The organism is Streptomyces sp. cmx-4-9 (assembly GCF_046548835.1).
Lineage (GTDB): Bacteria > Actinomycetota > Actinomycetes > Streptomycetales > Streptomycetaceae > Streptomyces.
Window position 1 is genome coordinate 346,028 of the sequence record NZ_JAEBEE010000010.1, and the last position, 24,697, is coordinate 370,724.

Annotated in this window: 21 protein-coding genes; 14 read left to right on the forward strand and 7 right to left on the reverse strand. The window is 74.5% G+C overall.

Going from position 1 to position 24,697, the window contains the following annotated elements; genetic code table 11:
• Positions 1–91 precede the first annotated feature (91 nt).
• Positions 92–841, reverse strand: coding sequence for a TIGR03089 family protein (locus ACLJTM_RS30165; protein ID WP_411106925.1), 750 nt, complete (start codon positions 839–841; stop codon positions 92–94).
• 139 nt (positions 842–980) lie between these two features.
• On the opposite strand from ACLJTM_RS30165, the gene ACLJTM_RS30170 reads away from it, so the two are divergent.
• Together ACLJTM_RS30170 and ACLJTM_RS30175 are read left to right on the forward strand one after the other, a co-directional pair.
• On the forward strand, positions 981–2,375 hold the full coding sequence (locus tag ACLJTM_RS30170; RefSeq protein WP_411106926.1) for a peptidoglycan recognition protein: 1,395 nt from the start codon (positions 981–983) through the stop codon (positions 2,373–2,375).
• A 178-nt stretch (positions 2,376–2,553) separates the two neighbouring features.
• On the forward strand, positions 2,554–3,546 hold the full coding sequence (locus ACLJTM_RS30175) for a DNA-3-methyladenine glycosylase family protein (RefSeq protein WP_411106927.1): 993 nt from the start codon (positions 2,554–2,556) through the stop codon (positions 3,544–3,546).
• Between the two features lie 18 nt (positions 3,547–3,564).
• Here ACLJTM_RS30175 and ACLJTM_RS30180 read toward each other — a convergent pair whose 3' ends face one another.
• Genes ACLJTM_RS30180 through ACLJTM_RS30190 form a run of 3 tightly spaced genes read right to left on the reverse strand, consistent with a single transcriptional unit; the run spans position 3,565 to position 6,375 of the window.
• Positions 3,565–4,866: a coenzyme F420-0:L-glutamate ligase gene (locus ACLJTM_RS30180; protein ID WP_411106928.1), complete on the reverse strand. Its 1,302-nt coding sequence runs from the start codon at positions 4,864–4,866 to the stop codon at positions 3,565–3,567.
• The gene (cofD, locus tag ACLJTM_RS30185; RefSeq protein ID WP_411106929.1) at positions 4,863–5,822 is read right to left on the reverse strand and encodes a 2-phospho-L-lactate transferase; all 960 of its coding nucleotides are present in this window, start codon (positions 5,820–5,822) and stop codon (positions 4,863–4,865) included. The genes ACLJTM_RS30180 and cofD overlap by 4 nt, the downstream gene beginning before the upstream one ends.
• Before the next feature lie 13 nt (positions 5,823–5,835).
• Positions 5,836–6,375, reverse strand: a complete 540-nt coding sequence (locus tag ACLJTM_RS30190; RefSeq protein ID WP_411106930.1) for a cysteine dioxygenase — start codon at positions 6,373–6,375, stop codon at positions 5,836–5,838.
• A gap of 630 nt (positions 6,376–7,005) precedes the next feature.
• Here ACLJTM_RS30190 and ACLJTM_RS30195 point away from each other — a divergent pair.
• From ACLJTM_RS30195 to ACLJTM_RS30205, 3 genes are all read left to right on the forward strand, one after another.
• On the forward strand, positions 7,006–7,269 hold the full coding sequence (locus tag ACLJTM_RS30195) for a WhiB family transcriptional regulator (protein ID WP_003983763.1): 264 nt from the start codon (positions 7,006–7,008) through the stop codon (positions 7,267–7,269).
• A 217-nt stretch (positions 7,270–7,486) separates the two neighbouring features.
• The gene (locus tag ACLJTM_RS30200) at positions 7,487–11,128 is read left to right on the forward strand and encodes a glycosyltransferase family 2 protein (RefSeq protein ID WP_411106932.1); all 3,642 of its coding nucleotides are present in this window, start codon (positions 7,487–7,489) and stop codon (positions 11,126–11,128) included.
• Positions 11,125–12,624 carry a DUF5719 family protein gene (locus tag ACLJTM_RS30205; RefSeq protein ID WP_411106933.1) on the forward strand — a complete coding sequence of 500 codons (1,500 nt, stop codon included), beginning with the start codon at positions 11,125–11,127 and terminating at the stop codon, positions 12,622–12,624. Before ACLJTM_RS30200 ends, ACLJTM_RS30205 begins: the two co-directional genes overlap by 4 nt.
• 30 nt (positions 12,625–12,654) lie before the next feature.
• Here the strand turns inward: ACLJTM_RS30205 and ACLJTM_RS30210 are convergent, their stop codons facing one another.
• Positions 12,655–13,158: a metallopeptidase family protein gene (locus tag ACLJTM_RS30210; protein ID WP_411106934.1), complete on the reverse strand. Its 504-nt coding sequence runs from the start codon at positions 13,156–13,158 to the stop codon at positions 12,655–12,657.
• A gap of 129 nt (positions 13,159–13,287) precedes the next feature.
• Between ACLJTM_RS30210 and ACLJTM_RS30215 the strand changes: the two genes are divergently transcribed.
• The 6 genes from ACLJTM_RS30215 (at position 13,288) to ACLJTM_RS30240 (ending at position 18,936) form a co-directional block, all read left to right on the forward strand.
• Positions 13,288–13,656, forward strand: a complete 369-nt coding sequence (locus ACLJTM_RS30215) for a DUF3499 domain-containing protein (RefSeq protein WP_411106935.1) — start codon at positions 13,288–13,290, stop codon at positions 13,654–13,656.
• A gap of 77 nt (positions 13,657–13,733) precedes the next feature.
• Entirely contained in the window at positions 13,734–15,104 is a 1,371-nt protein-coding gene (locus ACLJTM_RS30220; RefSeq protein ID WP_411106936.1) for a phosphomannomutase/phosphoglucomutase, read from the forward strand.
• Between the two features lie 209 nt (positions 15,105–15,313).
• Positions 15,314–15,499, forward strand: a complete 186-nt coding sequence (locus ACLJTM_RS30225; RefSeq protein WP_272258431.1) for a Trm112 family protein — start codon at positions 15,314–15,316, stop codon at positions 15,497–15,499.
• A gap of 80 nt (positions 15,500–15,579) precedes the next feature.
• Positions 15,580–16,713, forward strand: coding sequence for an SIS domain-containing protein (locus ACLJTM_RS30230; protein WP_411106937.1), 1,134 nt, complete (start codon positions 15,580–15,582; stop codon positions 16,711–16,713).
• Between the two features lie 39 nt (positions 16,714–16,752).
• Positions 16,753–17,910, forward strand: coding sequence for a mannose-6-phosphate isomerase, class I (gene manA, locus ACLJTM_RS30235; RefSeq protein ID WP_411106938.1), 1,158 nt, complete (start codon positions 16,753–16,755; stop codon positions 17,908–17,910).
• Positions 17,911–17,982: 72 nt separating this feature from the next.
• On the forward strand, positions 17,983–18,936 hold the full coding sequence (locus ACLJTM_RS30240) for a cation diffusion facilitator family transporter (protein ID WP_411106939.1): 954 nt from the start codon (positions 17,983–17,985) through the stop codon (positions 18,934–18,936).
• Positions 18,937–18,993: 57 nt separating this feature from the next.
• On the opposite strand, the gene lepB is transcribed toward ACLJTM_RS30240, so the two are convergent.
• Positions 18,994–19,668: a signal peptidase I gene (gene lepB / locus ACLJTM_RS30245; RefSeq protein WP_411106940.1), complete on the reverse strand. Its 675-nt coding sequence runs from the start codon at positions 19,666–19,668 to the stop codon at positions 18,994–18,996.
• A gap of 447 nt (positions 19,669–20,115) precedes the next feature.
• Between lepB and ahcY the strand changes: the two genes are divergently transcribed.
• Complete coding sequence (gene ahcY, locus ACLJTM_RS30250) at positions 20,116–21,552, forward strand: adenosylhomocysteinase (RefSeq protein ID WP_411106941.1); 1,437 nt, start codon at positions 20,116–20,118, stop codon at positions 21,550–21,552.
• Positions 21,553–21,663: 111 nt separating this feature from the next.
• Entirely contained in the window at positions 21,664–22,281 is a 618-nt protein-coding gene (locus tag ACLJTM_RS30255) for a hypothetical protein (protein ID WP_411106942.1), read from the forward strand.
• Between the two features lie 10 nt (positions 22,282–22,291).
• Here ACLJTM_RS30255 and ACLJTM_RS30260 read toward each other — a convergent pair whose 3' ends face one another.
• Positions 22,292–23,215 (reverse strand): RDD family protein, encoded by a 924-nt coding sequence (locus tag ACLJTM_RS30260; protein ID WP_411106943.1) that lies wholly within the window; start codon positions 23,213–23,215, stop codon positions 22,292–22,294.
• Positions 23,216–23,326: 111 nt separating this feature from the next.
• On the opposite strand from ACLJTM_RS30260, the gene ACLJTM_RS30265 reads away from it, so the two are divergent.
• Positions 23,327–24,334, forward strand: coding sequence for a stage II sporulation protein M (locus tag ACLJTM_RS30265; protein ID WP_411106963.1), 1,008 nt, complete (start codon positions 23,327–23,329; stop codon positions 24,332–24,334).
• Positions 24,335–24,697: the final 363 nt, after the last annotated feature.

Genomic DNA, 24,697 nt, shown 5'->3' on the forward strand with positions numbered 1-24,697 from the left:
CAGGGGCCCGGCCGGGACGTGCGGGGGGACGTGCGGGGGTGCGCGCCGGAGGGGGTGCGGCTCCCGGCTCCGAGGCCGCGGGACGGACGGCTCAGACGGTGTGGGTGATCCGCTCGCTCGCCACCCGCCGGGCCAGCTCCTCGGGCGCCAGCCGGTCGAGGTGGCGGCACAGGACCACCGATCCGCCGGAGGCCAGGGCGGCGAAGAGCCCCGCCGAGAGGCCGTCCCAGGTGTCGTAGCCGAGCCCGGTCAGCACACGCGAGCCCTCGCCGAGGCCGAGCCGCACCGCGTCCTCGCGGGCCCGCCCGGTGAGCTCCGCGTACGAGAGCTCCTCACCGCCGACGACCAGCCCCGGCCCGTCGGCGTCCACCGGGACGAACGGGGCGAAGCGGTCGCCCTGCCCCGGCACCTCCACCGCGTAGTCCGCGAACCCGGCCGGCGGCTGCGGGAACCGGCCGCCCAGCGGCCGCAGCGCCAGCGCCACACGCTCGCCCGAGCAGGCCCGGGCCTCCTCCAGGGTGTCCGGCCCGCTGACGACCAGGCCGGCGCCGGCCGGGTCCCCGTCGACCTCGGCGACCACCCCGACCGAGGCGCAGGCGAGCAGCCACACGGCGCTCTGCCAGTGCGCGGGGAGCAGCAGGGCGAGCCGGTCGCCCGGTTCGGCGCCCAGGTCGCCCTGGAGCAGGTTGGCGGTCTTGGCCACCCAATTGGCGAAGGTGGCGACGGACAATTCGACGCGCTCGCCCGTGGCGTCGTCGTAGAACGTGACGAGCGGGCGGCCGGGATCGGCGGCGAGCGCGGATCGCAGCAGGTCGGCAGGGGTGCGGTCAGTGGCGTTCACCCGGCACAGGGTACGCGGGCCCGTCCCCCGTACGGGGGCGGCCCGATCCACCGTACGGAGGAGGCGCAGGCGCGCCGTATCGGACGGGCTGTCAGTTCTCGGATGGCGCCGGGCGGTGTCCCTGCCCACCATCCTTTTCATGCGTGGATTCCTTGCTTCCTCGATCGGCGTCGCGACGGCGGCCGCACTGGCCCTCCCTCTCGCGCTTCCCACTCCGGCCTTCGCCGAGTCGGCCCCCGTGGGCCCGGCCGGCTCCACCCAGTCGCTGCCGCTCGTCCCGCTGGGGCCCGCGGCGAACCGGACGCCAGGCGTCCCGGGAATGAGCGCCTCGCCGCAGGGCCCCGAGACGCAGGGCCTGCCGGCGCGCGAGGTGAGGACGTTCTCGCTGGTCGGCGTCGTCTGGGACGACGTGAGCAGCGAACTCCACGGACGGGTCCAGGTCCGGACCCGCGCCACGGCCACCGGAGCCTGGTCCGACTGGCAGGACGTCGAGACGCACAACAGCGAGCACGCGGCCGACCCGGACGCGGTCGAGCGCGGCACGGGCCGCGTCCGCGGCGCGACGGCGCCGCTCTGGGTCGGCGCGTCCGACGGGGTGGAGGTCCGCGTCCAGGCGGAGCCGGGCGCCGCGCCCCCGCCTGCCACCCGTGCCGGCGCCCGGCTGCCCTCAGGCCTGCGGATCGAACTCGTCGACCCGGGCGCGGAGCCGCCCGCTGCCCCGGCCGACGGGAAGAACGGCGGGCCGGGCGACGACAAGGGCGAAGAGGCCGTCCCGGCCATGTCGATGGGGACGGCCGAGTCCTCCTCGGCGAACCTGCCGCACGCCGCCCTCGGCGCCGACGAGATCGGCGAGCTGAACAAGGCCGACTCCACCGCCGACGCGGTGTTCGCCAGCGACGGCGCACTCAGCGCGGCGGCGGCCCCCTTCATCGGCCCGCGCCCGCGGATCGTCACCCGCAAGGGCTGGGGGGCGGACGAGTCGCTGCGCGAGGCGGGGTTCGTCTACACGAACACCGTCAAGGCGGCCTTCGTGCACCACACCGCCTCCGGCAACAACTACGCCTGCAAGGACGCCCCGGCGGTGCTGCGCAGCCTGTACCGCTACCACGTACTCAGCAGCGGCTGGCGCGACATCGGCTACAACTTCGCCGTCGACAAGTGCGGCACGGTGTACGAGGGCCGGGCGGGCGGCGTCTCCAAGGCGGTCCTCGGCGCGCACACCATGGGCTTCAACACGGACAGCATGGGCGTCGCGGTCCTCGGCACCTTCTCCACGACGGCGCCCCCGGCCGTCGCGGTCGACGCCGTCGCCCGCCTCACCGCCTGGAAGCTCGGCCTCTTCGGCCGCGACCCGCGGGCGAAGACCACGCTGAAGTCCGGCGGCGGCAACCTGTACGCGAAGGGCCGGAACGTCTCGATGAACGTCATCTCCGGCCACCGCGACGGTTTCGCCACGGAGTGCCCCGGCAAGCAGCTCTACGGCCGGCTGGGCGCGACCCGCAGCTCCTCCGCCAAGCTCCAGGGGCGCTCCTAGTGCGGTGACCGGCGGCGCCCGGACCCGCGGGCCTCCGCCCCCACGGCCTCCGCCCCGACATCGCGGCCTCCGCCCCCCGGCCGGGGGCTCCCCGCCGGGCAGGCTCCCCGCCGGGCAGGCGCCCCGCCGGGCAGGCGCCCCGGGCGGGGTGCCCGCGCGGCGGGGATACGCTCAAGGCATGGCCGGTCGCTTCGATCCACTCACCCGCGCCGCCGTGCGCGGCGGCCGGACCGGCGTGCCCGCCGGCCGGGGGGCGGCCGCCGGAGCCGGGGCCGCGGTGCGCACCTGGCGGCCCGGCGGACCCGTCGACCTCGGGCTCACCCTCGGCCCGCTCCGGCGCGGCCCGGGCGACCCGACCTTCCGCGCCACGCCCGACGGCTCCGTCTGGCGCACCACCCGCACCCCCCAGGGCCCCGCCACCCTCCGGGTGGCCGCCGCCGGCGAGGAGGTCCGCGCCGAGGCGTGGGGGGCCGGCTCCGAGTGGATCCTCGACCGGCTGCCGGTGCTCCTCGGCTCCGGCGACGACCCGGCCGCCTTCGTCCCCCGCCACCGCCTGCTGCACGCCAGCCACCGCCGCCGGCCGGGGCTGCGCCTGACCCGCACCGGCCTGGTGATGGAGTCGCTGGTCCCCACCATCCTGGAGCAGAAGGTCACCGCCGACGAGGCCTACCGCGCCTGGCGCCGGCTGGTGCGCTGGTACGGCGAGCCCGCGCCCGGCCCGCAGGACATGTACGTCGTGCCCGGCCCCCGCACCTGGGCCATGATCCCGTCCTGGGACTGGCACAAGGCCGGGGTCGACGCCAAGCGCTCGGCCACCATCGTCCGGGCCGCCCGCGTCGCCGCCCGTCTGGAGGAGGCCGCCGCGATGGAGCCCGCGCAGGCCGCGGCCCGGCTGGAGGCCGTACCCGGCATCGGCCCGTGGACCTCAGCCGAGACCCTCCAGCGCAGCAACGGCGACCCCGACGCCGTGACCACCGGCGACCTGCACCTGCCGGGCATCGTCGGCTACGCCCTCGCCGGGAACCGGGACGCCGACGACGCCGCCATGCTGGAGCTCCTCGCCCCGTACGCGGGCCAGCGCCACCGGGCCGCCCGGCTCATCCTGCTCGCCGGCCGCACCCCGCCGCGCCGCGTCCCGCGCATGCCGCGCAGCGACATCGGGAAGCTGTGACCTGCGGCGCCGAAGCCCTCAGCGGACCTCGATGAACCGCGCGGCCGACCGGGCCGGCCGGTCCGCCGCAGGCGCGGCCGGGTGCCCCACGGCCACCGCCCCCATCGGATCCCAGTCCCGCGGCAGGTCCAGCGCCTCGCGCACCACGTCCCGGCAGAACATCGTCGAGGACACCCACGCCGAGCCCAGCCGCTCCCCGGCCAGCGCGACCAGCAGGTTCTGCACGCCCGCGCCCATCGCGACCACGAACATCTCCCGCTCCGCCCCGTCCCGCCGGGCGTCCCCGTAGTGGTGCGCGCCCTCGGTCACCAGGCACGGAACCACCAGGTACGGGGCGGCCCGCAGCACCTCGCCCCGCCGCACCCGCCGGGCCACGGACTCCTCGGACTTCCCGTCCGCGCGCAGGTCCGCGACCCACGCGTCCCGCATCGCGTCCAGCAGCCGCAGCCGCGAGGCCTCGGACTCCAGCAGCACGAACCGCCACGGCGTCGTGTGGTGCGGGGCGGGCGCGGTCACGGCCGCGGCCACCGCCCGGCGCACCGCGCCCGGGTCCACCGGCTCCGCCGTGAAGGCCCGTACGGTGCGCCGCTGCGTCACGGCTTCCCGTACCGCCTCCGAGGTCCCCAGCCGGAACATGTCGTCCTGCGGGGAGCGGACGAGGTCCCGCGCCGAACCCTGGCCCAGGAGGTGCCCCAGCCCGCGGACCACCGCCACCGGCAGCCCGGCCGCCTTGCCCTTGACCAGGTCGCCCGCGGCGGCGAGTTCGTCGGCGGTCGCCACCACCGTCGCGCTCAGCGGGTTGCCGTGCGCGTCGGCGCCCCCGCGCAGGTCGTCCAGGACCCGCACCCCGGACGAGCCGATCGCCACGTCGGTGAGCCCGGTGCGCCAGGGCCGCCCGAAGGTGTCGGTGACGACCACGCCCACGTCCATGCCGAGGGCCTCGCGCACGCCCGCCCGGATCGCGGCGGCCGAGGCGTCCGGGTCCTCGGGCAGCAGCAGCACGGTGCCGGGGGCGGTGTTGGAGGCGTCCACCCCGGCGGCGGCCATCACCAGCCCCTGCCGGTTCTCCACGATCCGCAGGGCGCCGCGGCGCGCGACCACCCGGACCGTCTCGTCGTCGATGGCCTCCTCGCGCGAGTCGGCCCGGCGGATCCGGCCCTCCGCCTTGGAGACGATCTTCGAGGTGACCAGCAGGACGTCCCCGTCCTCCAGGTCCGGGGCCGCGGACGTGATCAGTTTCGCCAGGTCGTCGCCCGGCCGGACCTCGGGGATGCCCTCGACGGCCCGGACCTCGTAGGAAGGAGCCGCGCCGGCGCTCACCGGGCGGCCTGTGCCAGGTCGAGGGCGGCGTGGGCCATGGCGGCGGTGGCCGCCTCGTCGGTCATCATCAGCGGCACCGCGCGGCAGGGGATACCGGCGGCCTCCACCGCGGCCACGGAGTCCGCGTCGCAGGTGTCCACGAGCCAGCCGTCGAGCAGGTCGGCCCCGTAGTGCAGGGCGACCGCGGAAGCGGTGGACTCGACGCCCACCGCCGCCAGCACCTTGTCGGCCATGCCGCGCACGGGCGCCCCGCCGACGATGGGGGAGAGGCCCACGACCGGCGCGGGGGCCGCGGCCACCGCCTCGCGGATGCCGGGCACGGACAGGATCGTCCCCACCGAGACCACCGGGTTGGAGGGCGGCAGGACGATGACGTCGGCGGCGGCGAGGGCCTCCAGCACGCCGGGCGCCGGCTTGGCCTGCTCGGCGCCCACGGGGACGACGGCCTCCGCGTCCACCGAGGCGCGCAGCCGCACCCAGTACTCCTGGAAGTGGACGGCCCGGCGCTCGCCGGTGTCCGGGTCGGTGATCGCGACGTGGGTCTCCACCCGGTCGTCGGTCATGGGCAGCAGCCGGACCCCGGGCCGCCACCGGTCGCAGAGGGCCTCGGTGACGGCGCTGAGCGGGTAGCCGGCGCCCAGCATCTGCGTACGGACGATGTGGGTGGCGAAGTCGCGGTCGCCGAGGCCGAACCAGGTGGGTCCGACCCCGTACGCCGCGAGCTCCTCCTTGACGGTGAAGGACTCCTCGGCGCGCCCCCAGCCCTGGTCCTCGTTGATGCCACCGCCGAGGGTGTACATCACCGTGTCCAGATCGGGGCAGACCTTGAGCCCGAACAGGTGAATGTCGTCACCGGTGTTGCCGATGACCGTGATGTCCGCGTCGGGCACAGCCGACTTGAGTCCCCGGAGGAACCGGGCGCCGCCTATACCGCCGGCCAGAACAACGATGCGCATGCACCGAAGTCTGTCAGGCCGCGGGGGCTCCGACGCCGACGGCCCCGGACCGGGCGGGGGAGCAGGTGTGCATCGGCATCTCGGTCAGCCCGGGGAAGTACACGTGCAGGCTGACGGCCCCTTCGAGGGTGTCGTTGACGACCTCGTGGGCGTAGCCGGGGGCGAAGACGCGCTGGGAGCCGGGCCCCAGCGCGAGCCGGCGGCCGCTCGGCGCGACGTGCTCGACGAGGGTGCCGTCGAGGACGGTCATGATCCCGGAGGACTCCCCGTGGCCGTGCAGGCCGCTGCCCTGGCCGGGCACCCAGCTGAGCAGCCAGACCTCGTAGCCCGGGCCGGTGCGCAGCCGGTGGTACCACCGGGTGGTGGCGTCGTAGCGGACCAGGTGCTCCCAGGAGCCGCGGTCGGCGGCGACGGAGCGGGCGAGGCCGACGAACCCGGCGACGGTGGAGGGGTGCTCCGGGGCGGGCTGGAGCAGGTGCTGGACGGCGAGGATGTCACCGGCGATCTGGAGGTCGCTCTCGGTGTGCGCGTGGGGGGTGGTGGTGCGGTTCATCGTGGGAGTACCTCGACGGATGTCAGTGGTGCTGGCGGTTGCAAGGGGCCGGAGCTCGGCGGAGCCGGAGCTCCACGGGCATCAACAGCTGCAACAGCAACAGTGGACCTGGGCAGCGCACAGGAACCCACGAATGGGGGTCCCGGTGGCGGCTGCGGTCACTGACATGCGGACAAGGAGACCGGCTCGGGGGCCGGACTGTCAACCCAATGTCCGTTTTGGCGGAAAACTTTCACCTCATCCGGTTGCTGTGCGCGGAGAAAGGTTTGTGCACTGCGGACCAGGGGATGTGGCGCTCTGCCGGGATCAAACCCGTCACGCGATCTCGTGACCGGACTGTGATCTACACCGCTTCGCCGGCGTGATCGCAACCACACCGACGAGTGACACGTGGATTACGGGTGAAGGCGGGCAGGCGGGCATCGCGGGACGCCCGTTGCATGTGTCACGATTTTTGGCGATATGAACACTTAACGCATACGCTTGGTTCCGCAGAGTGAATAAGGGGCCCAATAGCAGATCTCGGCTTGACTGCTCCGGAGCCACGCACTTGTAATTTCACTCGTGTCGTTACGTAGCGATCGGTGACGGCAACACCACGGGGACGCACAGACAGAGCGAGGGGCGCACATGACCGAGCTGTTTCAGGAACTGCTGGTCGAGGAGGCGGACGAGGAGCTCGGATGGCAGGAGCGCGCCCTCTGCGCCCAGACCGACCCCGAATCCTTCTTTCCCGAGAAGGGCGGCTCCACCCGCGAAGCGAAAAAGGTCTGCCTGGCGTGTGAAGTCCGCTCCGAATGCCTTGAGTACGCCCTCGCCAACGACGAGCGATTCGGCATCTGGGGAGGACTCTCCGAGCGCGAGCGGCGCCGGCTGAAGAAGGCAGCGGTCTGAGGCCCCCGAGGCACTCCCCGCCCGGCACCTACCGCACATCGCACGACATATCGAGCCGCACGGCCACGAGGGCGTCGGCCGGAGCACACGGTCCGCCTCCTGCACCTTCCCCGCAGGAGGCGGACCGCTCTGCTGCCAGCCGTTAGTGTGGGGCGCTGTCCAGCAGCCTCCGAGGGCACACCACCCCCGGATCCCCGGCCGGAGGGCCCGTACCGCGATGTCCCTGCACAGCCAGTCGACGGCCCCCCACCAGGCCGGCGCCACCCCCGAGTTCCCCCGGCACGTCGTCACCGCGGTCCTGGTCGCCCACGACGGCGCCCGCTGGCTGCCCCGGACGCTGGCCGGACTCCTCGGCCAGGAACGCCCCGCCCAGAACCACGTCGCCGCCGACACCGGCAGCGCCGACGACTCCGCCCGGCTGCTCACCGAGGCCTTCGGCGACGAGCGGGTCCTGCACCTCGCCCGCCGCACCGGATTCGGCGCCGCCGTCGAGGAAGCCGCCCGCAGCGCCGGCACCCTCACCCCCGAGGACCTCCCGTACCTCAAGCGCCCCAGCGGCTGGGACCCCGTCAGCCGGACCTGGCGCGACGACGCCTACGACCTCCCCGAACTCCCCCACGGCGAACCCGTCCAGTGGCTGTGGCTCCTCCACGACGACAGCGCCCCCGAGCCCGACGCCCTCACCGAACTCCTGCGCGTCGCCGACGAGAACCCCGAAGCCGCCGTCATCGGCCCCAAGCTGCGCGGCTGGTACGACAAGAAGCAGCTCCTCGAAGCCGGGGTCAGCATCGCCCGCAGCGGACGCCGCTGGACCGGGCTCGACCGCCGCGAACAGGACCAGGGCCAGCACGACCAGGTCCGCCCGGTGCTGTCCGTCTCCACCGCCGGCATGCTCGTGCGCCGCGACGTCTACGAGGCCCTCGGCGGGTTCGACCGGCGCCTGCCCCTCATGCGCGACGACGTCGACCTCTGCTGGCGCGCCCAGAGCGCGGGCCACACCGTCCTCGTCGCCCCCGACGCCGTACTGCGCCACGCCGAGGCCTCCGCCCGCGAGCGCCGCACCGTCGACTGCGCCGGCCGCACCACCACCAGCCCGCACCGCGTCGACAAGGCCGGCGCCGTCTACACGATGCTCGCCAACAGCTCCGGCCGCGCCCTGCCGTACGTCCTGCTGCGCGTCCTGCTCGGCACCCTGCTGCGCACCCTCGCCTACCTCGTCGGCAAGGCGCCCGGCCAGGCCGTGGACGAGGTCACCGGACTCCTCGCGACCCTGCTCCGCCCCGGCCGCGTCCTCGCCGCCCGCAGAGCCCGCCGCCGCCCCGCCGTCCCCGCCGCCGAACTGCGCCCCCTCTTCCCGCCACCCGGCGCCTCGCTGCGGGCCAACGCCGAACAGCTCGCCGGGTACTTCGGCGAAGGCCGCGAGAGCGACACCCCGGCCGCCGGCCGGCACGGCGCGCCCAGCGTCCTGACCGCGCCCGGCGAGGACGGCGAGTACCCGGACACCACCGAGCGGTTCGCCCGCCTCAAGCGGATCGCCCGCAACCCGGCGCCCGTCCTCTTCGGACTGCTCCTGCTGGTCTCCGTCGCCGCCTGCCGCTCCCTGCTCGGCGGCGGCTCCCTGATGGGCGGCGCCCTGCTCCCCGCCCCCGACAGCGGCCTCGACCTCTGGCACGCCTACACCGACACCTGGCAGCCCGTCGGAACCGGCTCCACCGCCGACGCGCCCCCCTACCTCGCCGTCCTCGGCGCCTTCTCCACCCTGCTGTTCGGCTCAACCGAGGCCGCCCTGACCCTGCTCCTCGTCGGCTCCGTCCCCCTCGCCGGACTCACCGCGTACTTCGCCTCCCGGCCCCTCGTCACCTCCCGCCTGCTGCGCGCCTGGGCCGCCACCGCCTACGCCTTCCTGCCCGCCGTCACCGGCGCCCTCGCCGGCGGCCGCCTGGGCACCGCCGTCCTCGCCGTCCTGCTGCCGCTCACCGCCCGCGCCGCGACCGCCGCCTTCGCCCTCGGCGAGGACGGCGCCCGGCCCGGAGCCAGGGGCGGCTGGCGCGCCGTGTGGACCGCCACCCTGCTGCTGACCGCGGCCACCGCCTTCACCCCCGTCGTCTGGCCGCTCGCCGCCGTCCTCGGCGCAGCCGCCCTCGTCCTGCGCCGCGCGCAGTGGAAGGCGTACGGACTGCGGCTGCTCGCCGTCCTCGCCGTCCCCCTGCTGGTGCTGGCCCCCTGGTCACTCGGCCTGCTCACCCACCCGGGCCGGTTCCTGCGCGAGGCCGGCCTGCCCTACGGAACCGGCTCCGCCACCGCCCTGGACCTGCTCGGCCTCAGCCCCGGCGGCCCCGGGACCGCCGGCGGCCTGCTCCTCGCCGGGATCGTCCTCGCCGCACTCGCCGCCCTGCTCCGCAGCGACCGCCGGTTCGCCATCCACACCGCCTGGGCCGTCGCCCTGACCGCGCTGCTGCTGGCCGTGCTCCTCAACCGCACCGCCTGGGCGGGCCCCGCCACCCTCGTCTACGGGCTGGCCCTGCTCGCCGCAGCCGTCCTCGGCGCGGACGGGGCCAGGGAGCGGGTCGCCGCCAGCAGCTTCGGCTGGCGCCAGCCCCTGGCCGCCCTCATCGCGCTCGCCGCGGCCGCCGGGCCCGTCCTCGGCGCGGCCGGCTGGCTGCTCGCCGGCGCCGACGGCCCGCTCCAGCGGCGCGACCCCGTGCAGGTCCCGGCATTCGTCGCCGAGGCCAGCGGGGACGACAACCAGACCCGCACCCTGATCCTGGACCCCGCCCCCGGCGCCGCCACCCTCTCCTACAGCCTGGTCCGCGGATCAGGCGGCCGGCTCGGAGCCGCCGAGACCGCCGCCGGCGCCGGCAGCGACGCCCGCCTCGACAAGGTGGTCTCCAACCTCGTCGCGGGCTCCGGAGCCGACCAGTCCAGCCAGCTCAGCGCCTACGCCATCCGCTTCGTGATGTTCCGCCCCGGCGGCCCCGAAGAGGTCCGCCGGGTCCTCGACGCCACCCCCGGGCTCAGCCGCCGCCACCAGCAGGACGGCACCGCCCTGTGGGGCGTCGAGCCCTGGCTGCCGCGCGCCGTCATCGTCCCCGGCAAGACCGGCGAGGCCCCCGTCCCCGTGGCCTCCGGCCCCGTCGAGGCCCACAGCAAGATCCCGGCCGGCGAGGCCGGCCGCGTGCTGCGCATCGCCGACCGCGCCGCCCCCGGCTGGCGGGCCACCCTCGACGGCAAGCCGCTGAAGCCCAAGACCCTGGACGGCTGGGCGCAGGGCTTCGAACTCCCCGCGGCCGGCGGCCGCCTCGACCTGGTCCACGAGCCCTCCCTCACCCGGACCGCCTGGCACTGGACCCAGGGCCTGCTCGCCCTCGTCCTGCTGGTCATGGCCCTCCCGGGCCGTCGGGCCCGGCTCGACGACGACCTGCCCGAGGAGGAGGCCGCCCTCCCCGAGGGACCCGGACCCGGCGAGGCCGGCGAGGGCCGCCGCGCCCGACGCCTGCGCGCCGGCGCGGAAGCCGCCGCCGCCCCCGCGGAGACGGCCGCGGACGCCGACCCGTACGCGCAGATCCCCGCCCAGCCGGTGTACGGCGAAGAGGCGTACGCCTACCAGCCGCAGCCCGGCCAGGGCGGCTACGCCTACGAACAGCAGTCGCAGCAGCAGAACCCGCAGCCCTACGCCCCGGCGCCGCAGTACGCGCCCTACCCGTCCCCGCAGCAGGACGAGCAGGGGTACGAGCCCCCGTATCCGCAGCAGCAGCCGTACGCCCACCCGTACGAGCCGTACGAGCCGTACGAGCCGCACGCTCCGTACGACCCCCACGCACCGCACGACCCGCGTTCCGACGGGAGCCCCCAGCAGTGAAGCAGCGCGCACCCCTGACGCTGGCGGCCGTCGCCGCGGCCCTCGCCGCGGTGACCGGCCTCGCCTCCCTCACCGCCCCCGGGAGCGGGGCGGCCGACGCCAAGGCCGCGACCGCCGCCCGGATGCCGGTCGAGCGGTCCCTGCTGGTGTGCCCGGCCCCCAGCACCTCGGACATCGCGGAGACCACCTACACGGCGTTCACTCCGGCCGCGGCCGCGGCCGCCGGGGCCGCGGCCACAGGAGGCACGGGCACGGCCCGGCTGCTCGGCGCGACCAAGGAGGCCAAGCCGGTCCTCGAACTCAAGGAGACCGGCAAGCCCGCCGGGGCCGCCGCCACCGGAGCGGACGCGCCCGCGCTGACCGGCAGCGCCGAAGGGGTCCTCGCCCCCGGCTGGACCGCCCAGCAGACCACCCAGGTCTCCGTCGGCCGCTCCCGCGGCCTCCTCGGCGCGGGCTGCACCGCACCGGGCACCGACTTCTGGTTCCCCGGCGTGAGCACCGCCAAGGGCCGCGAGGACTACGTCCACCTCACCAACCCGGACGACGCCGCCGCCGTCGTCGACATCCGGCTCTTCGGCCCGGACGGCGCCGCCAAGCCCGACCAGGGCACCAGCGAGAACATCCGCATCGACCCGAAGTCCACCAAGTCCGTCCTGCTGTCCTCCCTGGTCCCCGGCGCCCAACTCGCCGACGCCACCGCCCACGTGACCACCCGTGCGGGCCGGGTCGGCGCCTCGGTGCAGGCCGCCGAGGAGACCGTGGGCGCCGACTGGCTCCAGGCCGCCGCCGACCCGGCGGGCTCGCTGGTCCTGCCCGGCATCCCGGCCGACGCCACCTCCGTGCGGCTGGTCGCGCACGTGCCCGGCGAGGAGGACGCGGACCTGGTGCTGAAGCTGGCCGGGCCCAACGGCGCCATCACCCCGGCCGGCAGCGAACAGCTGCACCTCAAGGCCGGGACGACCGCCGCCGTCGACCTCAAGGACCTGACCCGGGGCGAGCCCGGCTCCCTGCTGCTGGCCCCCGCCGACGCCGGAAGGGCGGCCCCCGTGGTGGCGGCCGTACGGGTGGTCCGCGGCAGCGGCGCCAAACAGGAGCTCGGCTTCGTGCCGGCCACCGGCCCGGTGGGCCCGCGGGCCACCGTCGCCGACAACCGGACCGACCAGGACGCCACCGTCCTCGCACTGACGGTGCCCGGCGGGACCGACGCCAAGGTCAGGGTGACAGCCTCGCCGACCACCGGCGGAGGGGCCGGCGCCTCCCAGGAGGTGCAGGTCAAGGCCGGTACGACCCAGCAGGTGGCCGTGGCCCCGACGGGCGGCAAGGGCTCCTACGCCCTCACCGTCGAAACGCTCGCGGGCGGCCCCGTCCACGCGGCCCGCACCCTGTCCCTGCCGCACGAGGGAATCGCCATGTTCACCGTGCAGACCCTCGCGGACGACCGCTCCACGGTCTCGGTCCCCCGGGCCGTACAGGACCTCTCGGTCCTGACGGACTGACCTGCGGGACGCCCCCGGTACGGCCGGGACTCAGTCCTGTCCGTACCGGGGGTCCACCGTCTCCGGCGAGAGGCCCAGCAGCTCCGCCACCTGCTCCACCACGATCTCGTGCACCAGCAGCGCCTTCTCGTCCCGCGACTTCGCACGGATGTCCACCGGCCGGCGGAACACCACGATCCGGGCCGGACGCCCCTCGCGGGACTCGTACAGCGCGCCCAGCGGCACCGCCTCGTCGTTCCAGCCCGCCTCCGGGCCCCCCGGCGGCCCCGGGACGTCCCCCACCAGGAACTCCACCTCGGCCAGCTGCGGCCAGCGCCGCTCCAGCCGCTCCACGGAATCCCGTACGAGGTCCCCGAACAGCTCCGACCGGCTCGCCGACAGCGGCACCTGCGGCGGCGCCACCGGCCCGCGCATGCCCCGCCCGTGCCGGTCGCGCCTGCGGTGCCGCGGCGCGGCGGGGGTCCCGCCGGGGGCCCCGCCGGGGGTCCCGGGGGGCGGCTCGGCGGGGCGGGGAGGCAGGGAGCTGTCCGTCACCCCCGCAGGGTAGCCCTTGCCCGGCGGGCATTTCCGGACTCCCGCCGCGCCGCCGCGGGCACGACACGGGGGAGTGAGCGACGGGAGCCTCGTCGCGGCCCGGTCAAGAGTGCGGTACCGTCCAACGTCGTGAGCCTTGTACGTCGTTGTTCGCGCACCGCGTGCGGCCGCCCTGCCGTCGCGACGCTGACGTACGTCTACGCCGACTCGACCGCAGTCCTCGGACCGCTCGCCACCTATGCCGAGCCCCACTGCTACGACTTGTGCGCCGAGCACTCGGAACGCCTCACCGCCCCGCGCGGCTGGGAAGTCGTCCGGCTGTCCGACGGATCGGCGCCGTCCCGCCCCAGCGGCGACGACCTCGAAGCCCTCGCCAACGCCGTGCGCGAGGCGGCCCGCCCGCCGGAGCGCGCCGCCGAACCCGGCGGCCGCGGCGGCCCCGTGGCCGGCGAGACCCGCCGCGGACATCTGCGCGTCCTGCGTTCGCCGGACTCCTGAGGCCCGGATCGCCTGCAGCGGGGATCCTGGTTCACGGTACGTTTGCTGTTCGCACAGGACCTTCAGGAGGGCAGGCAGTGGCCGCAGATCTTTCGAACATCGTCAAGGCTTACGACGTCCGCGGCGTCGTACCGGACGAGTGGGACGCGCACCTGGCCGAACTGTTCGGTGCCGCATTCGTCGAGGTCACCGGCGCCACCGCGATCGTGGTCGGCCATGACATGCGCCCCTCGTCCCCAGGGCTGTCGAACGCCTTCGCGCGCGGCGCAGCCGCCCGCGGCGTGGACGTCACCCTGATCGGGCTGTGCTCCACCGACCAGCTGTACTACGCCTCCGGGGCGATGGGCCTGCCCGGCGCGATGTTCACGGCGTCCCACAACCCGGCCCAGTACAACGGCATCAAGATGTGCCGCGCCGGCGCCGCGCCCGTCGGACAGGACACCGGCCTCGGCCGGATCCGCGAACTGGCGGAGAAGTGGACCGACGAGGGCGCGCCCGCGCCCGCCCCCGGGACCGTCCCCGGCACCATCACCGAGCAGGACACCCTGACCGGCTACGCCGCGCACCTCAAGGGCCTGGTCGACCTCAGCGCGATCCGCCCCCTCAAGGTCGTCGTCGACGCGGGCAACGGCATGGGCGGCCACACCGTGCCCACCGTCTTCGAAGGCCTGCCGCTGGACCTCGTCCCGATGTACTTCGAGCTGGACGGGACCTTCCCCAACCACGAGGCCAACCCCCTCGACCCGAAGAACATCGTCGACCTCCAGGCCCGTGTCACCGCGGAGGGCGCCGACCTCGGCATCGCCTTCGACGGCGACGCCGACCGCTGCTTCATCGTCGACGAGCGCGGCGAGGGCGTCTCCCCGTCCGCCGTCACCGCCCTGGTGGCCGCCCGCGAGCTGGACCGCCACGGCAACTCCGGCACCGTGATCCACAACCTGATCACCTCCTGGTCGGTCCCCGAGGTCGTCCGCGAGCACGGCGGCACCCCCGTGCGCACCCGCGTCGGCCACTCCTTCATCAAGGAGGAGATGGCGAAGACCGGGGCGATCTTCGGCGGCGAGCACTCGGCGCACTACTACTTCAAGGACTTCTGGAACGCCGACACCGGCATGCTCGCCGCGCTCCACGTGCTGGCGGCCCTCGGCGGCCAGGACGGCACGCTGTCGGACCTGGTGTCCTCCTACGACCGCTACGCGGGCTCCGGCGAGATCAACTCGACCGTCGCCGACCAGGCGGCCCGGCTGGCCGCGGTCAAGGAGACCTACGGCGCCCAGGACGGCACCACCCTCGACGAGCTGGACGGCCTGACCGTCACCGCCGCCGACTGGTGGTTCAACGTGCGCGCCTCCAACACGGAGCCGCTGCTGCGCCTGAACGTCGAGGCCCGCGACGCCGAGACCCTCGCCACGGTCCGCGACGAGGTCCTCGCCCTCATCCGCGCCTGACCGCCGCCCGACCCGGCCCCACGGGCGTTCCGGACGGCCCCCGCCGGCGCAGCCCTCCCGCCGCCGGCCGCGCCACCCGCGCCCGCCACCCGCACCGGCCGCCCCCGGCCGCCACCCGCGCCCGCCACCAGGCACCTTGCGGCCGCACCGGAGGTGACTCGGCGGTACGCTGACCTCGCCCAAACCGCATGTTCGAAGGGAACCGCCCCATGCCGCTCGAAGCCGGCCTTCTGGAGATCCTCGCCTGCCCCGCCTGCCACGCGCCCCTTGAGGACAAGTCGGCGGACGAGACGGCTCCCGAGCTGATCTGCACCGGCCAGGACTGCGGCCTCGCCTACCCCGTGCGCGACGGCATCCCGGTGCTGCTCGTGGACGAGGCCCGCCGCCCCGCCTGACCCCTCCGGGCCGCGGCCGGGGCCCCGTACCCGCCCCGTACGCGCAGACTGGTTCCGTCACCCAACAGCCGGAGGCCGCCATGCTCGACGAGTCGCTTCTCGACGCCCCGGACGATCTCGCCCGCGCCGATCGCCGCGGCCTGCTCCGCGGCGCCGCCGAAGCCGGCGCGAGGGTCCGTACCGCCGCCCGGCACGCGGCCGAGGCGGGCCTCGCCGACCTGCGCCCCGACGGACGCCCCCGGGCCGTCCTCATCGCAGGGCCCGGCACCGCCGCCACCGGAGTCGCCGACCTGCTCGGCGCCCTCGCAGGGGCCGGCGCCCCCGTCATCCGGCTGGACCCGACCGGCGTCGCGCACGCCGCCGGCGCCCTGCGCTGGGCCCTGCCGGGCTGGGCGGGCCCCGTCGACCTGCTGCTCATCGCCACCACCGACGGCACCGAACCCGGCCTCGCCGGCCTCGCGGAGCAGGCCTACCGGCGCGGCTGCACCGTCGTCGCCGTCGCCCCCGAGCGCTCACCGCTGAGCGAGGCCGTCGACGGGGCGCACGGGCTCCTCGTACCGATGGCCAAGGCCCCGTACCAGGAGTTCGACGAGTCCGCCGCGGCCGGCCCCGGTGCACTGTGGGCCCTGCTGACACCGCTGCTGGTGCTCCTCGACAGGCTGGGCCTGGTCGCCGCCGGCCCGCGTGAGCTGCAACTCGTCGCCGACCGGCTCGACCGCACCGCCGAACGCTGCGGCCCCGCCGTCGTCACGTACTCCAACCCGGCCAAGACCCTCGCCTCCGAACTCGCCGACTCCCTCCCGCTGATCTGGAGCGAGGGCGTCGGCGCCGGACCCGCGGGCCGGCGCTTCGCCGCGACCCTCGCCGAACTGGCCGGGCGGCCCGCCCTCGCCGCAGCCCTGCCCGAGGCCCTCCCGGCCCACGGGGTCCTGCTCGCCGGGGCGTTCGCCGCGGGCGCCGACCCCGAAGACTTCTTCCGTGACCGGGTCGACGAGCCCCAGGCCCTGCGCGCCCGCATCGTCCTGCTGCGCGACCGGCCGGCCGGCGGCCTCACCGCCGCCCCTGCCGCACGCGAGCTCGCCCTCAGCCACGACACGGCCGTCAGCGAACTCGAACCGGAGGAGGGCGTCGAACTGGAACAGCTCGCCGAGCTCCTCGCCGTCACGGACTTCGCCACCGCCTACCTGGCGCTGGCCTCCGGGGGACACAGCTGAGGCATACTCCGCTGCCCAGCTCTATCCAGGAAGACGACGATGGACCGCCTCACCAACACGATCCGCCCCTACGCCTGGGGATCCACCACCGCGATCCCCGCGCTCCTCGGCACCGAGCCCACCGGTGAGCCCCAGGCCGAGATGTGGATGGGAGCGCACCCCGGCGCCCCCTCCCGCCTCGACCGCGGCGCGGGGGCGACCACGCTCGGCGCGGTCATCGACGCCGACCCCGAAGGCGAACTCGGTGCGGCCGCCGTCGCCCGCTTCGGCCCCCGGCTGCCCTTCCTCCTCAAGCTCCTCGCCGCCGGCGCCCCGCTCTCCCTCCAGGTCCACCCCGACCTGGAGCAGGCCCGCGCGGGCTTCGAGGACGAGGAGCGGCGCGCCATCCCCGTGGACGCGGGCCACCGCAACTACAAGGACCCCAACCACAAGCCCGAGATGATCTGCGCCCTCACCCCGTTCGACGGGCTGTGCGGCTTCCGTCCCCCGCACGAGGCCGCCGACCTCCTCGACGGCCTCGGCGTCGACTCCCTCAAGCCGTACGCCGACCTGCTGCGGGCCCACCCCGAGGACGCGGCGCTGCGCGAGGTGCTGACGGCCGTCCTGACCGCCGACCGCGAGGAGACGGCCGCGACCGTCGCCGAGGCCGCGGCCGCCGCCGTACGCCTCGGGGGACCGTACGAGCCGTACGCGGCCCTGGTCCACGACTACCCGGGCGACCCGGGGGTCATCGCGGCCATGCTCCTCAACCACGTCCGACTCCAGCCCGGCGAGGCGATGTTCCTCGGCGCGGGCGTCCCGCACGCCTACATCGCAGGCCTCGGCGTGGAGCTGCTGGCCAACTCCGACAACGTGCTGCGCGCCGGCCTCACCCCCAAGCACGTGGACGTGCCGGAACTGTTGAAGGTCACGAAGTTCACGGCGGGCGACCCGGAGGTGCTGCGGCCCGAGGGCGGCGCCGAGGAGGTCTACGAGACCCCCATCGACGAATTCCGGCTCTCCCGCTTCGTCCTGGCACCCGGCGGCGCCTCCCACACCCTCCCGCACGGCGCGCCGCAGATCCTGCTCTGCACGGCGGGCTCCCCGCGGGCCGGCGAACTGACGCTGGCCCCCGGTGAGTCGGTCTTCGTCCCGGCAGGCGAGAAGACCGAACTGTCCGGGACGGGAACCGTCTTCCGGGCCACCGTGGTCGTCTGAGGCGGCTGAGCCGGGGTAGCTGCAACAATGTGCGGCCGGTAGTCAGAGCTGAGGGAAGGACACCTTGCATCCATGAGCGCGTCGGGCGGTACCAGGGCGATCGTGGCGGCACTCGCCGCCAACCTCGCCATCGCTGCAGCCAAATTCGTGGCGTTCCTGTTCAGCGGCTCCTCGTCGATGCTCGCGGAAAGCGTCCACTCGCTGGCCGACTCCGGCAACCAGGGGCTGCTGCTCCTCGGCGGCAAGAAGGCCCAGCGCGAGGCGACCCCGCAGCACCCCTTCGGGTACGGACGCGAGCGCTACATCTACGCCTTCCTCGTCTCCATCGTGCTCTTCACCGTCGGTGGCATGTTCGCCATCTACGAGGGCTACGAGAAGATCCACGAGCCCCACGAGATCACGAACTGGTACTGGCCGGTCGGTGTCCTGGTCTTCGCGATCCTCGCCGAGTCGTTCTCGTTCCACACCGCGATCAAGGAGTCGAACCAGACCCGCGGCAGCCTGTCGTGGCGCCAGTTCGTCAAGCGGGCCAAGGCCCCCGAACTCCCGGTCGTCCTGCTGGAGGACCTCGGCGCGCTCGTCGGCCTCGTCCTGGCCCTCGTCGGCGTCGGCCTCGCTCTGGCCACCGGGAACGGCGTGTGGGACGGCATCGGCACCCTGTGCATCGGCATCCTGCTGATCATCATCGCGATCATCCTGGCCGCCGAGACCAAGTCCCTGCTGCTCGGTGAGGCCGCGGGCACCGAGGACGTCGAGAAGATCAAAACCGCGGTCGTCGACGGGCACACCGTCACCGGCCTGATCCACATGCGCACCCTGCACCTCGGCCCCGAGGAGCTGCTGGTCGCCGCCAAGATCGCGGTCCAGCACGACGACACCGCGGCCGAGGTGGCCCGCGCCATCGACGCCGCCGAGGCGCGCATCCGCGAGGCCGTCCCGATCGCCCGGGTGATCTACCTGGAGCCGGACATCCTCCACGCCGGCCGGATCGACCCGCTCGCGAAGCCGGGTGCCACCCCGGCCTGACGGACCTGTGAGGCCCCCGCAGCCACGGCTGCGGGGGCCCGCCCGTGCCCGCCGCGCCTACGCGCCGCGGGAGGAGTCCCAGGCGGGCCGCACCGGCGCCCGCCGCCCGCGCCGCCGCGCCACCAGCCAGGCGACCGCGAGGCCGGCGCCGACCGGCAGGGTGCACAGCCCGGCCGCCACGGACAGCACCAAACCCACCGCCACCGGATGTTCGTGGCTGAACCCGACCCCGGTCACCGCCGACACCGGCAGCGTCCCGTGCTCGTGCTGCGGGTGGAAGCGGGAGTCGGCGGAGTCGTCCCGGTTGTCGCCCAGCAGGAAGAGCCGGCCCGGCGGCACCGTGACGTCGAAGTCCGTCCCGCCCGCGCCCGGGGCGCCGCCCAGCACGTACGGCTCCTGCAGGGGCCGGCCGTTGAGGGTCAGGGTTGCGGCGCCCTCCCGGTAGGAGATGCGGTCGCCCCCCACGGCCACCACCCGCCCCAGGAACGGGCCCGGAACCCCCCACTCCGCGGGATCGAAGCGCACGAGGTCACCGCGTCCTACCGGGGTGGCCTTCTTCCGCAGGACGACGAGGTCCCCGGGCACCAGGGTGGGGCGCATGTTGTCGCTGCCCGCCCGCACCGCGTCGAAGCGGCTCAGCGTGAAGGCCGTCGGCCCGCCGATCAGTGCGGCCCCGAGCAGGAGCACGGCGGCCGCCGCGGTCCCCAGTCTTCGCCCCGGACGGTGTGCCATGGATCCGTTCCCCTCCCAGCAGTGCATGTGGCCGGAAGGCTACGGTCTGGCCGGTTCCGCACCGCGGCCGGGTCCCGTACCCCCGCGGTACGGGACCCGGCCGAGAGCGGACGTCCGACGCCTCCTCCGGGGGGCGCACTGCAGCCGCCCCGGAGGAGGCGTCAGAAGTCCCGAAGACCCCCATCCATCCACCGGACGAACCGACCCCGGGACACGCCTGCCCGAACGGCCGACTGGGGCGCACTGCGCCGACCGGTGTAGATTCGAGGGCAGAGTCAGGCGTCGCTGCTGATGGCGGTCGGGCGGTCCTCGTGACCGGCCGAGGGGAGAGAGGACCCCCGACGGACTGTGAGCCACGCGCCCCACCAGACTGGTTTTGGACGTAACCGGCCGAACGGCGCGCCGCCCAGCCGTACCCACCCTCTCGCACCATGAGGAGCACCACCCATGGACTTCAAGGTCGCAGACCTTTCCCTTGCCGCCTTCGGCCGCAAGGAGATCACCCTCGCCGAGCACGAGATGCCCGGCCTGATGTCGATCCGCGCCGAGTACGCGGACGCCCAGCCCCTCGCCGGCGCGCGCATCACCGGCTCCCTGCACATGACCGTGCAGACGGCCGTGCTCATCGAGACCCTCGCCGCTCTCGGCGCCGACGTCCGCTGGGCCTCCTGCAACATCTTCTCCACCCAGGACCACGCAGCCGCCGCCATCGCGGTCGGCCCGAACGGCACCCCGGAGAACCCGCAGGGCATCCCCGTCTTCGCCTGGAAGGGCGAGACGCTGGAAGAGTACTGGTGGTGCACGGAGCAGGCGCTGACCTGGCCGAACACCCCCACCGGCGGCCCGAACATGATCCTCGACGACGGTGGCGACGCCACCCTCCTCGTCCACAAGGGCGTCGAGTTCGAGAAGGCCGGCGCGGTCCCCGACCCGTCGACGGCGGACTCCGAGGAGTACGCGCACATCCTCGCGGTGCTGACCCGCACCCTCGGCGAGTCCCCGCAGAAGTGGACCCAGCTCGCGTCCGAGATCCGCGGCGTGACCGAGGAGACCACCACCGGTGTCCACCGCCTCTACGAGATGATGGCCGAGGGCAGCCTGCTCTTCCCGGCGATCAACGTGAACGACGCCGTCACCAAGTCGAAGTTCGACAACAAGTACGGCTGCCGCCACTCCCTGATCGACGGCATCAACCGCGCCACCGACGTCCTCATCGGCGGCAAGGTCGCCGTCGTCTGCGGTTACGGCGACGTCGGCAAGGGCTGCGCCGAGTCCCTCCGCGGCCAGGGCGCCCGCGTCATCGTCACCGAGATCGACCCGATCTGCGCCCTGCAGGCCGCCATGGACGGCTATCAGGTCGCCACCCTCGACGACGTGGTCGAGACCGCCGACATCTTCATCACGACCACCGGCAACAAGGACATCATCATGGCCGCCGACATGGCCAAGATGAAGCACCAGGCCATCGTCGGGAACATCGGCCACTTCGACAACGAGATCGACATGGCCGGCCTGGCCAAGGTCGAGGGCATCGTCAAGGACGAGGTCAAGCCCCAGGTCCACACCTGGAAGTTCCCCGACGGCAAGGTCCTCATCGTCCTGTCCGAGGGCCGCCTGCTGAACCTCGGCAACGCCACCGGCCACCCCTCCTTCGTCATGTCGAACTCCTTCGCGGACCAGACCCTGGCCCAGATCGAGCTCTTCACGAAGCCGGCGGAGTACCCCACCGACGTCTACGTCCTGCCCAAGCACCTGGACGAGAAGGTCGCCCGCCTCCACCTCGACGCCCTCGGCGTCAAGCTCACCACCCTGCGCCCCGAGCAGGCCGAGTACATCGGCGTCAAGGTCGAAGGCCCGTACAAGGCGGACCACTACCGCTACTGACCGGCCCCCGATCGGCACCGGCCCCCGCTGATCGGCACCCGCTCCCCGCAGGCCCCCGGCGCACGCGCGCCGGGGGCCTGTCCGCCGCCCCGACCACGAAACGTGCCCACCATGCCCCGCGGCCGCTACTCGCTCCACGACCCCCACGACCACACGCCCCTCGGCGAGGAGCACTTCCACTGCGCGCCCGGCCCGTCCGGCTGGCGCTACGTCTCCCAGCTGACCGCCCCCGACGGCGACCACCGCGGCTCCGTCGACCTCGCCGTCGACACGCTCGGCCGCCCCATCCGCCTGGAGGTCACCAGCGCGAGCTGGCAGGTGCGGGGCGCCGCCGTCGACGGCGTCACCTGGGTGCGCACCGACCCCGCCGGCGCCGAGGCCACCGAAGGCAACGTCCAGGCCCCCGGCTTCACCGGCACCTCCCCGGCCTTCCTCGTCGCGACGGCCCGCCTGCTGCGCCTGGACCCGGGCGCCCCCGCCACCCGCGTCCGGCTCGTCGCCCTCACCGACCCGGTCCTCGCCCCGCGTACGGTCGACCAGGCCTGGGCCCTGGTCTCCCGCGAGGAGCACCCCACGGACAGCGGCCCGCTGCTGGTGGACGCCTACCAGGTCAGCGCCCTGGACACCGGCGAGGTCCACACCGTCCACCTGGCCGGCGACGTGGTCCTCGCCGCCCCCGGAATCGAGCTCGAACACCTGGAGACCCCGCCCTCCACCTTCGAGGCGTAGACCGCAGCCCTCACGCCGGCGGCGCGAACCCCCCGCTGCGCGGCGGCTGCACGGGAGCCGCCGGCGCGGCAGCGGCGGGGGCCGGCCGCGGGGCCCCGTACGGAGCGGCGTACGGCGCCGGTGCCCCGTACGGCACGACGGGCGCGGCCGGGCCGGCCGCCGGCGCGGTGAACCGGTCCGCGGAACGGGCCGCGAAGGCCCGGGCGGCGTCGCGGGACTGCCGCTCGTGCACCACCGCCATCAGGTACGCCGCCGCCGGCACCCCGGGGGGCGGCGGCGTCCCCGTACGCTCCACCAGCTCGTCCGCGAGCCGCACCGCCATCGCCGCACCCACCTGCGGATCCAGCTGCCCCATCCGCGTCAGGTACTGCCGCACCGCCAGCCACAGCCCGTCAGGCACGGCCGACAGGTCCAGCCCGGAGAAACGGCCGGCCAGCCACGGCGGCGGCGCGGGCACCGGCACCACCCGGGCCCCGGGCACCCGCTCCCTGACCACCAGGGTCCCGGCGAAGACGTCGCCGAGCCGCCGGCCCCGCTCCGAGACCAGGGAGGCGATGCAGGCCACCGAGCCGAAGGTGAGCAGCAGCTCCACGACTCCCATGGCCCCGCGCACCAGCGCATGCCGGAAGCGGATCGGCCCGCCGTCGTCGCGCACCACCCGCAGACCGCAGGCGAGCTTGCCCAGGGACCGGCCGTGGCTCAGGGTCTCCACCGCGATCGGCACGCCGACCAGCACCAGCAGCACGGTGGCCACGGCTATCGCCGCCTGCGCGGCGAAGTCCAGCGAGGCCGTCGCCAGGGTCAGCGAGAGGGAGAAGAGCAGGTATCCGATGACGTAGACGGCCGCGTCGAGCACGAACGCCAGGGCCCGGCTGGGCAGCCGCGCCGGCTGCAGTCCAAGGACGACCGCGTCCCCCGTCACCAGATCGCTCACCGCAGCACCTTTCACGTGACCTGCCCCGCCCCTACGACCACCAGTCTGCCAAGCTGACCACATCAGGAGCAGGCAGTGGCAGGGAACCTGGGGCAGGGGAGCGGCAACCGGATGGATCTCGACGTCTTCGTGGTGGCACACCGGGCGGAATGGGACCGCCTGGAGCACCTCCTGGGGCGGGGCCGCAAGCTCACGGGCGCCGAGGCGGACGAGCTCGTCGAGCTCTACCAGCGCACGGCCACCCACCTGTCCCTGCTCCAGTCCAGCTCCCCCGACCCGATGCTCACCGGCCGGCTGACCCAGCTCGTGGCCCGGGCCCGGGCCACGGTGACCGGTGTCCGCCGGGCCGGCTGGCGCGACGCGGTGCTCTTCTTCACCGTGGGCTTCCCCGCCGCCGTCCACCGCAGCCGGCGCTGGTGGATACCGACCGCGCTGGTCTCGACGGCGGTGGGCGTGCTCATCGGCTGGTGGATAGCCACCCACCCGGAGGTCCAGGGCGCCATCGCCGCCCCGGACGAGCTGAAGGCGCTCACGAAACCGGGCGGCGAGTACGAGACGTACTACTCCAGCCATCCCGCGGCCTCGTTCGCCGCGCAGGTCTGGACGAACAACGCCCAGGCCGCCGCCGTCTGCCTGGTCCTCGGCGCCTTCCTGGGCCTCCCGGTGCTCTGGATCCTGTTCCTGAACATGGCCAACCTGGGGGTGGGGCTGGGCCTGATGGCCTCGGCCGGCCGCCTCGACGTCTTCCTCGGCCTGATCCTCCCGCACGGCCTGCTCGAACTGACGGCGGTCTTCGTCGCCGCCGGCACCGGCCTGCGCCTGGGCTGGACGGTCGTCGACCCGGGCCCGCAGACCCGGCGCGCCGCCCTCGCGGAACGCGGCCGGGCCGCCCTCGGGATGGCCATCGGCCTCGCGGTGGTCCTGTTCGTCTCGGGCCTCATCGAGGGCTTCGTGACCCCGTCGGGCCTCCCCACCTGGGCCCGCATCACGATCGGTGTGATCGCCGAGGGGGCCTTCCTGCTCTACGTGTTCGTCCTGGGCGGCCGGGCCTCCCGGGCCGGCGAGGCGGGCGACGTGGAAGCCGCCGACCGGAACGCCTCCCTTCCCACGGCAGCCTGATGTGCGTCGCTCCCCGTTCGCCTGCTAGTCTCCTGACGTCCCGCAGCCACCGTTGACACGGAGCCAGCGGGGAGGTAGATTCGAACGGTTGCCTCGAACTGGACAAGTTCGGCAGCGATGGCTTAAAGTCACCTCACCCCCCATATGGAATTCAATTCCTGAGGGGTGCGCGCGATTCCTCATCATCCAGATCTGAAGCCGGGAAATCCGGTGGAAATCTTCTGATAGAGTCGCAATCGCCGGAAAGGGAAACGCGAAAGCGGAATCCTGGAAAGCGAATCCCGCTTCGACCGGGAATCGGACACGAAAGAGTCTGATAGAGTCGGAAACGAAGAACGAAGCGCCGGAGGAAAGCCCGAGAGG

What these genes read in the sequence shown, in the direction of transcription:
- ACLJTM_RS30170 (WP_411106926.1), top strand. Translation starts at nt 981, where the DNA reads ATGCGTGGATTCCTTGCTTCCTCGATCGGCGTCGCGACGGCGGCCGCA.
- ACLJTM_RS30175 (WP_411106927.1), top strand. Translation starts at nt 2,554, where the DNA reads ATGGCCGGTCGCTTCGATCCACTCACCCGCGCCGCCGTGCGCGGCGGC.
- cofD (WP_411106929.1), bottom strand. Translation starts at nt 5,822, where the DNA reads ATGCGCATCGTTGTTCTGGCCGGCGGTATAGGCGGCGCCCGGTTCCTC.
- ACLJTM_RS30190 (WP_411106930.1), bottom strand. Translation starts at nt 6,375, where the DNA reads ATGAACCGCACCACCACCCCCCACGCGCACACCGAGAGCGACCTCCAG.
- ACLJTM_RS30195 (WP_003983763.1), top strand. Translation starts at nt 7,006, where the DNA reads ATGACCGAGCTGTTTCAGGAACTGCTGGTCGAGGAGGCGGACGAGGAG.
- ACLJTM_RS30200 (WP_411106932.1), top strand. Translation starts at nt 7,487, where the DNA reads ATGTCCCTGCACAGCCAGTCGACGGCCCCCCACCAGGCCGGCGCCACC.
- ACLJTM_RS30225 (WP_272258431.1), top strand. Translation starts at nt 15,314, where the DNA reads ATGCCGCTCGAAGCCGGCCTTCTGGAGATCCTCGCCTGCCCCGCCTGC.
- ACLJTM_RS30230 (WP_411106937.1), top strand. Translation starts at nt 15,580, where the DNA reads ATGCTCGACGAGTCGCTTCTCGACGCCCCGGACGATCTCGCCCGCGCC.
- manA (WP_411106938.1), top strand. Translation starts at nt 16,753, where the DNA reads ATGGACCGCCTCACCAACACGATCCGCCCCTACGCCTGGGGATCCACC.
- ACLJTM_RS30240 (WP_411106939.1), top strand. Translation starts at nt 17,983, where the DNA reads ATGAGCGCGTCGGGCGGTACCAGGGCGATCGTGGCGGCACTCGCCGCC.
- lepB (WP_411106940.1), bottom strand. Translation starts at nt 19,668, where the DNA reads ATGGCACACCGTCCGGGGCGAAGACTGGGGACCGCGGCGGCCGCCGTG.
- ahcY (WP_411106941.1), top strand. Translation starts at nt 20,116, where the DNA reads ATGGACTTCAAGGTCGCAGACCTTTCCCTTGCCGCCTTCGGCCGCAAG.
- ACLJTM_RS30255 (WP_411106942.1), top strand. Translation starts at nt 21,664, where the DNA reads ATGCCCCGCGGCCGCTACTCGCTCCACGACCCCCACGACCACACGCCC.
- ACLJTM_RS30265 (WP_411106963.1), top strand. Translation starts at nt 23,327, where the DNA reads ATGGATCTCGACGTCTTCGTGGTGGCACACCGGGCGGAATGGGACCGC.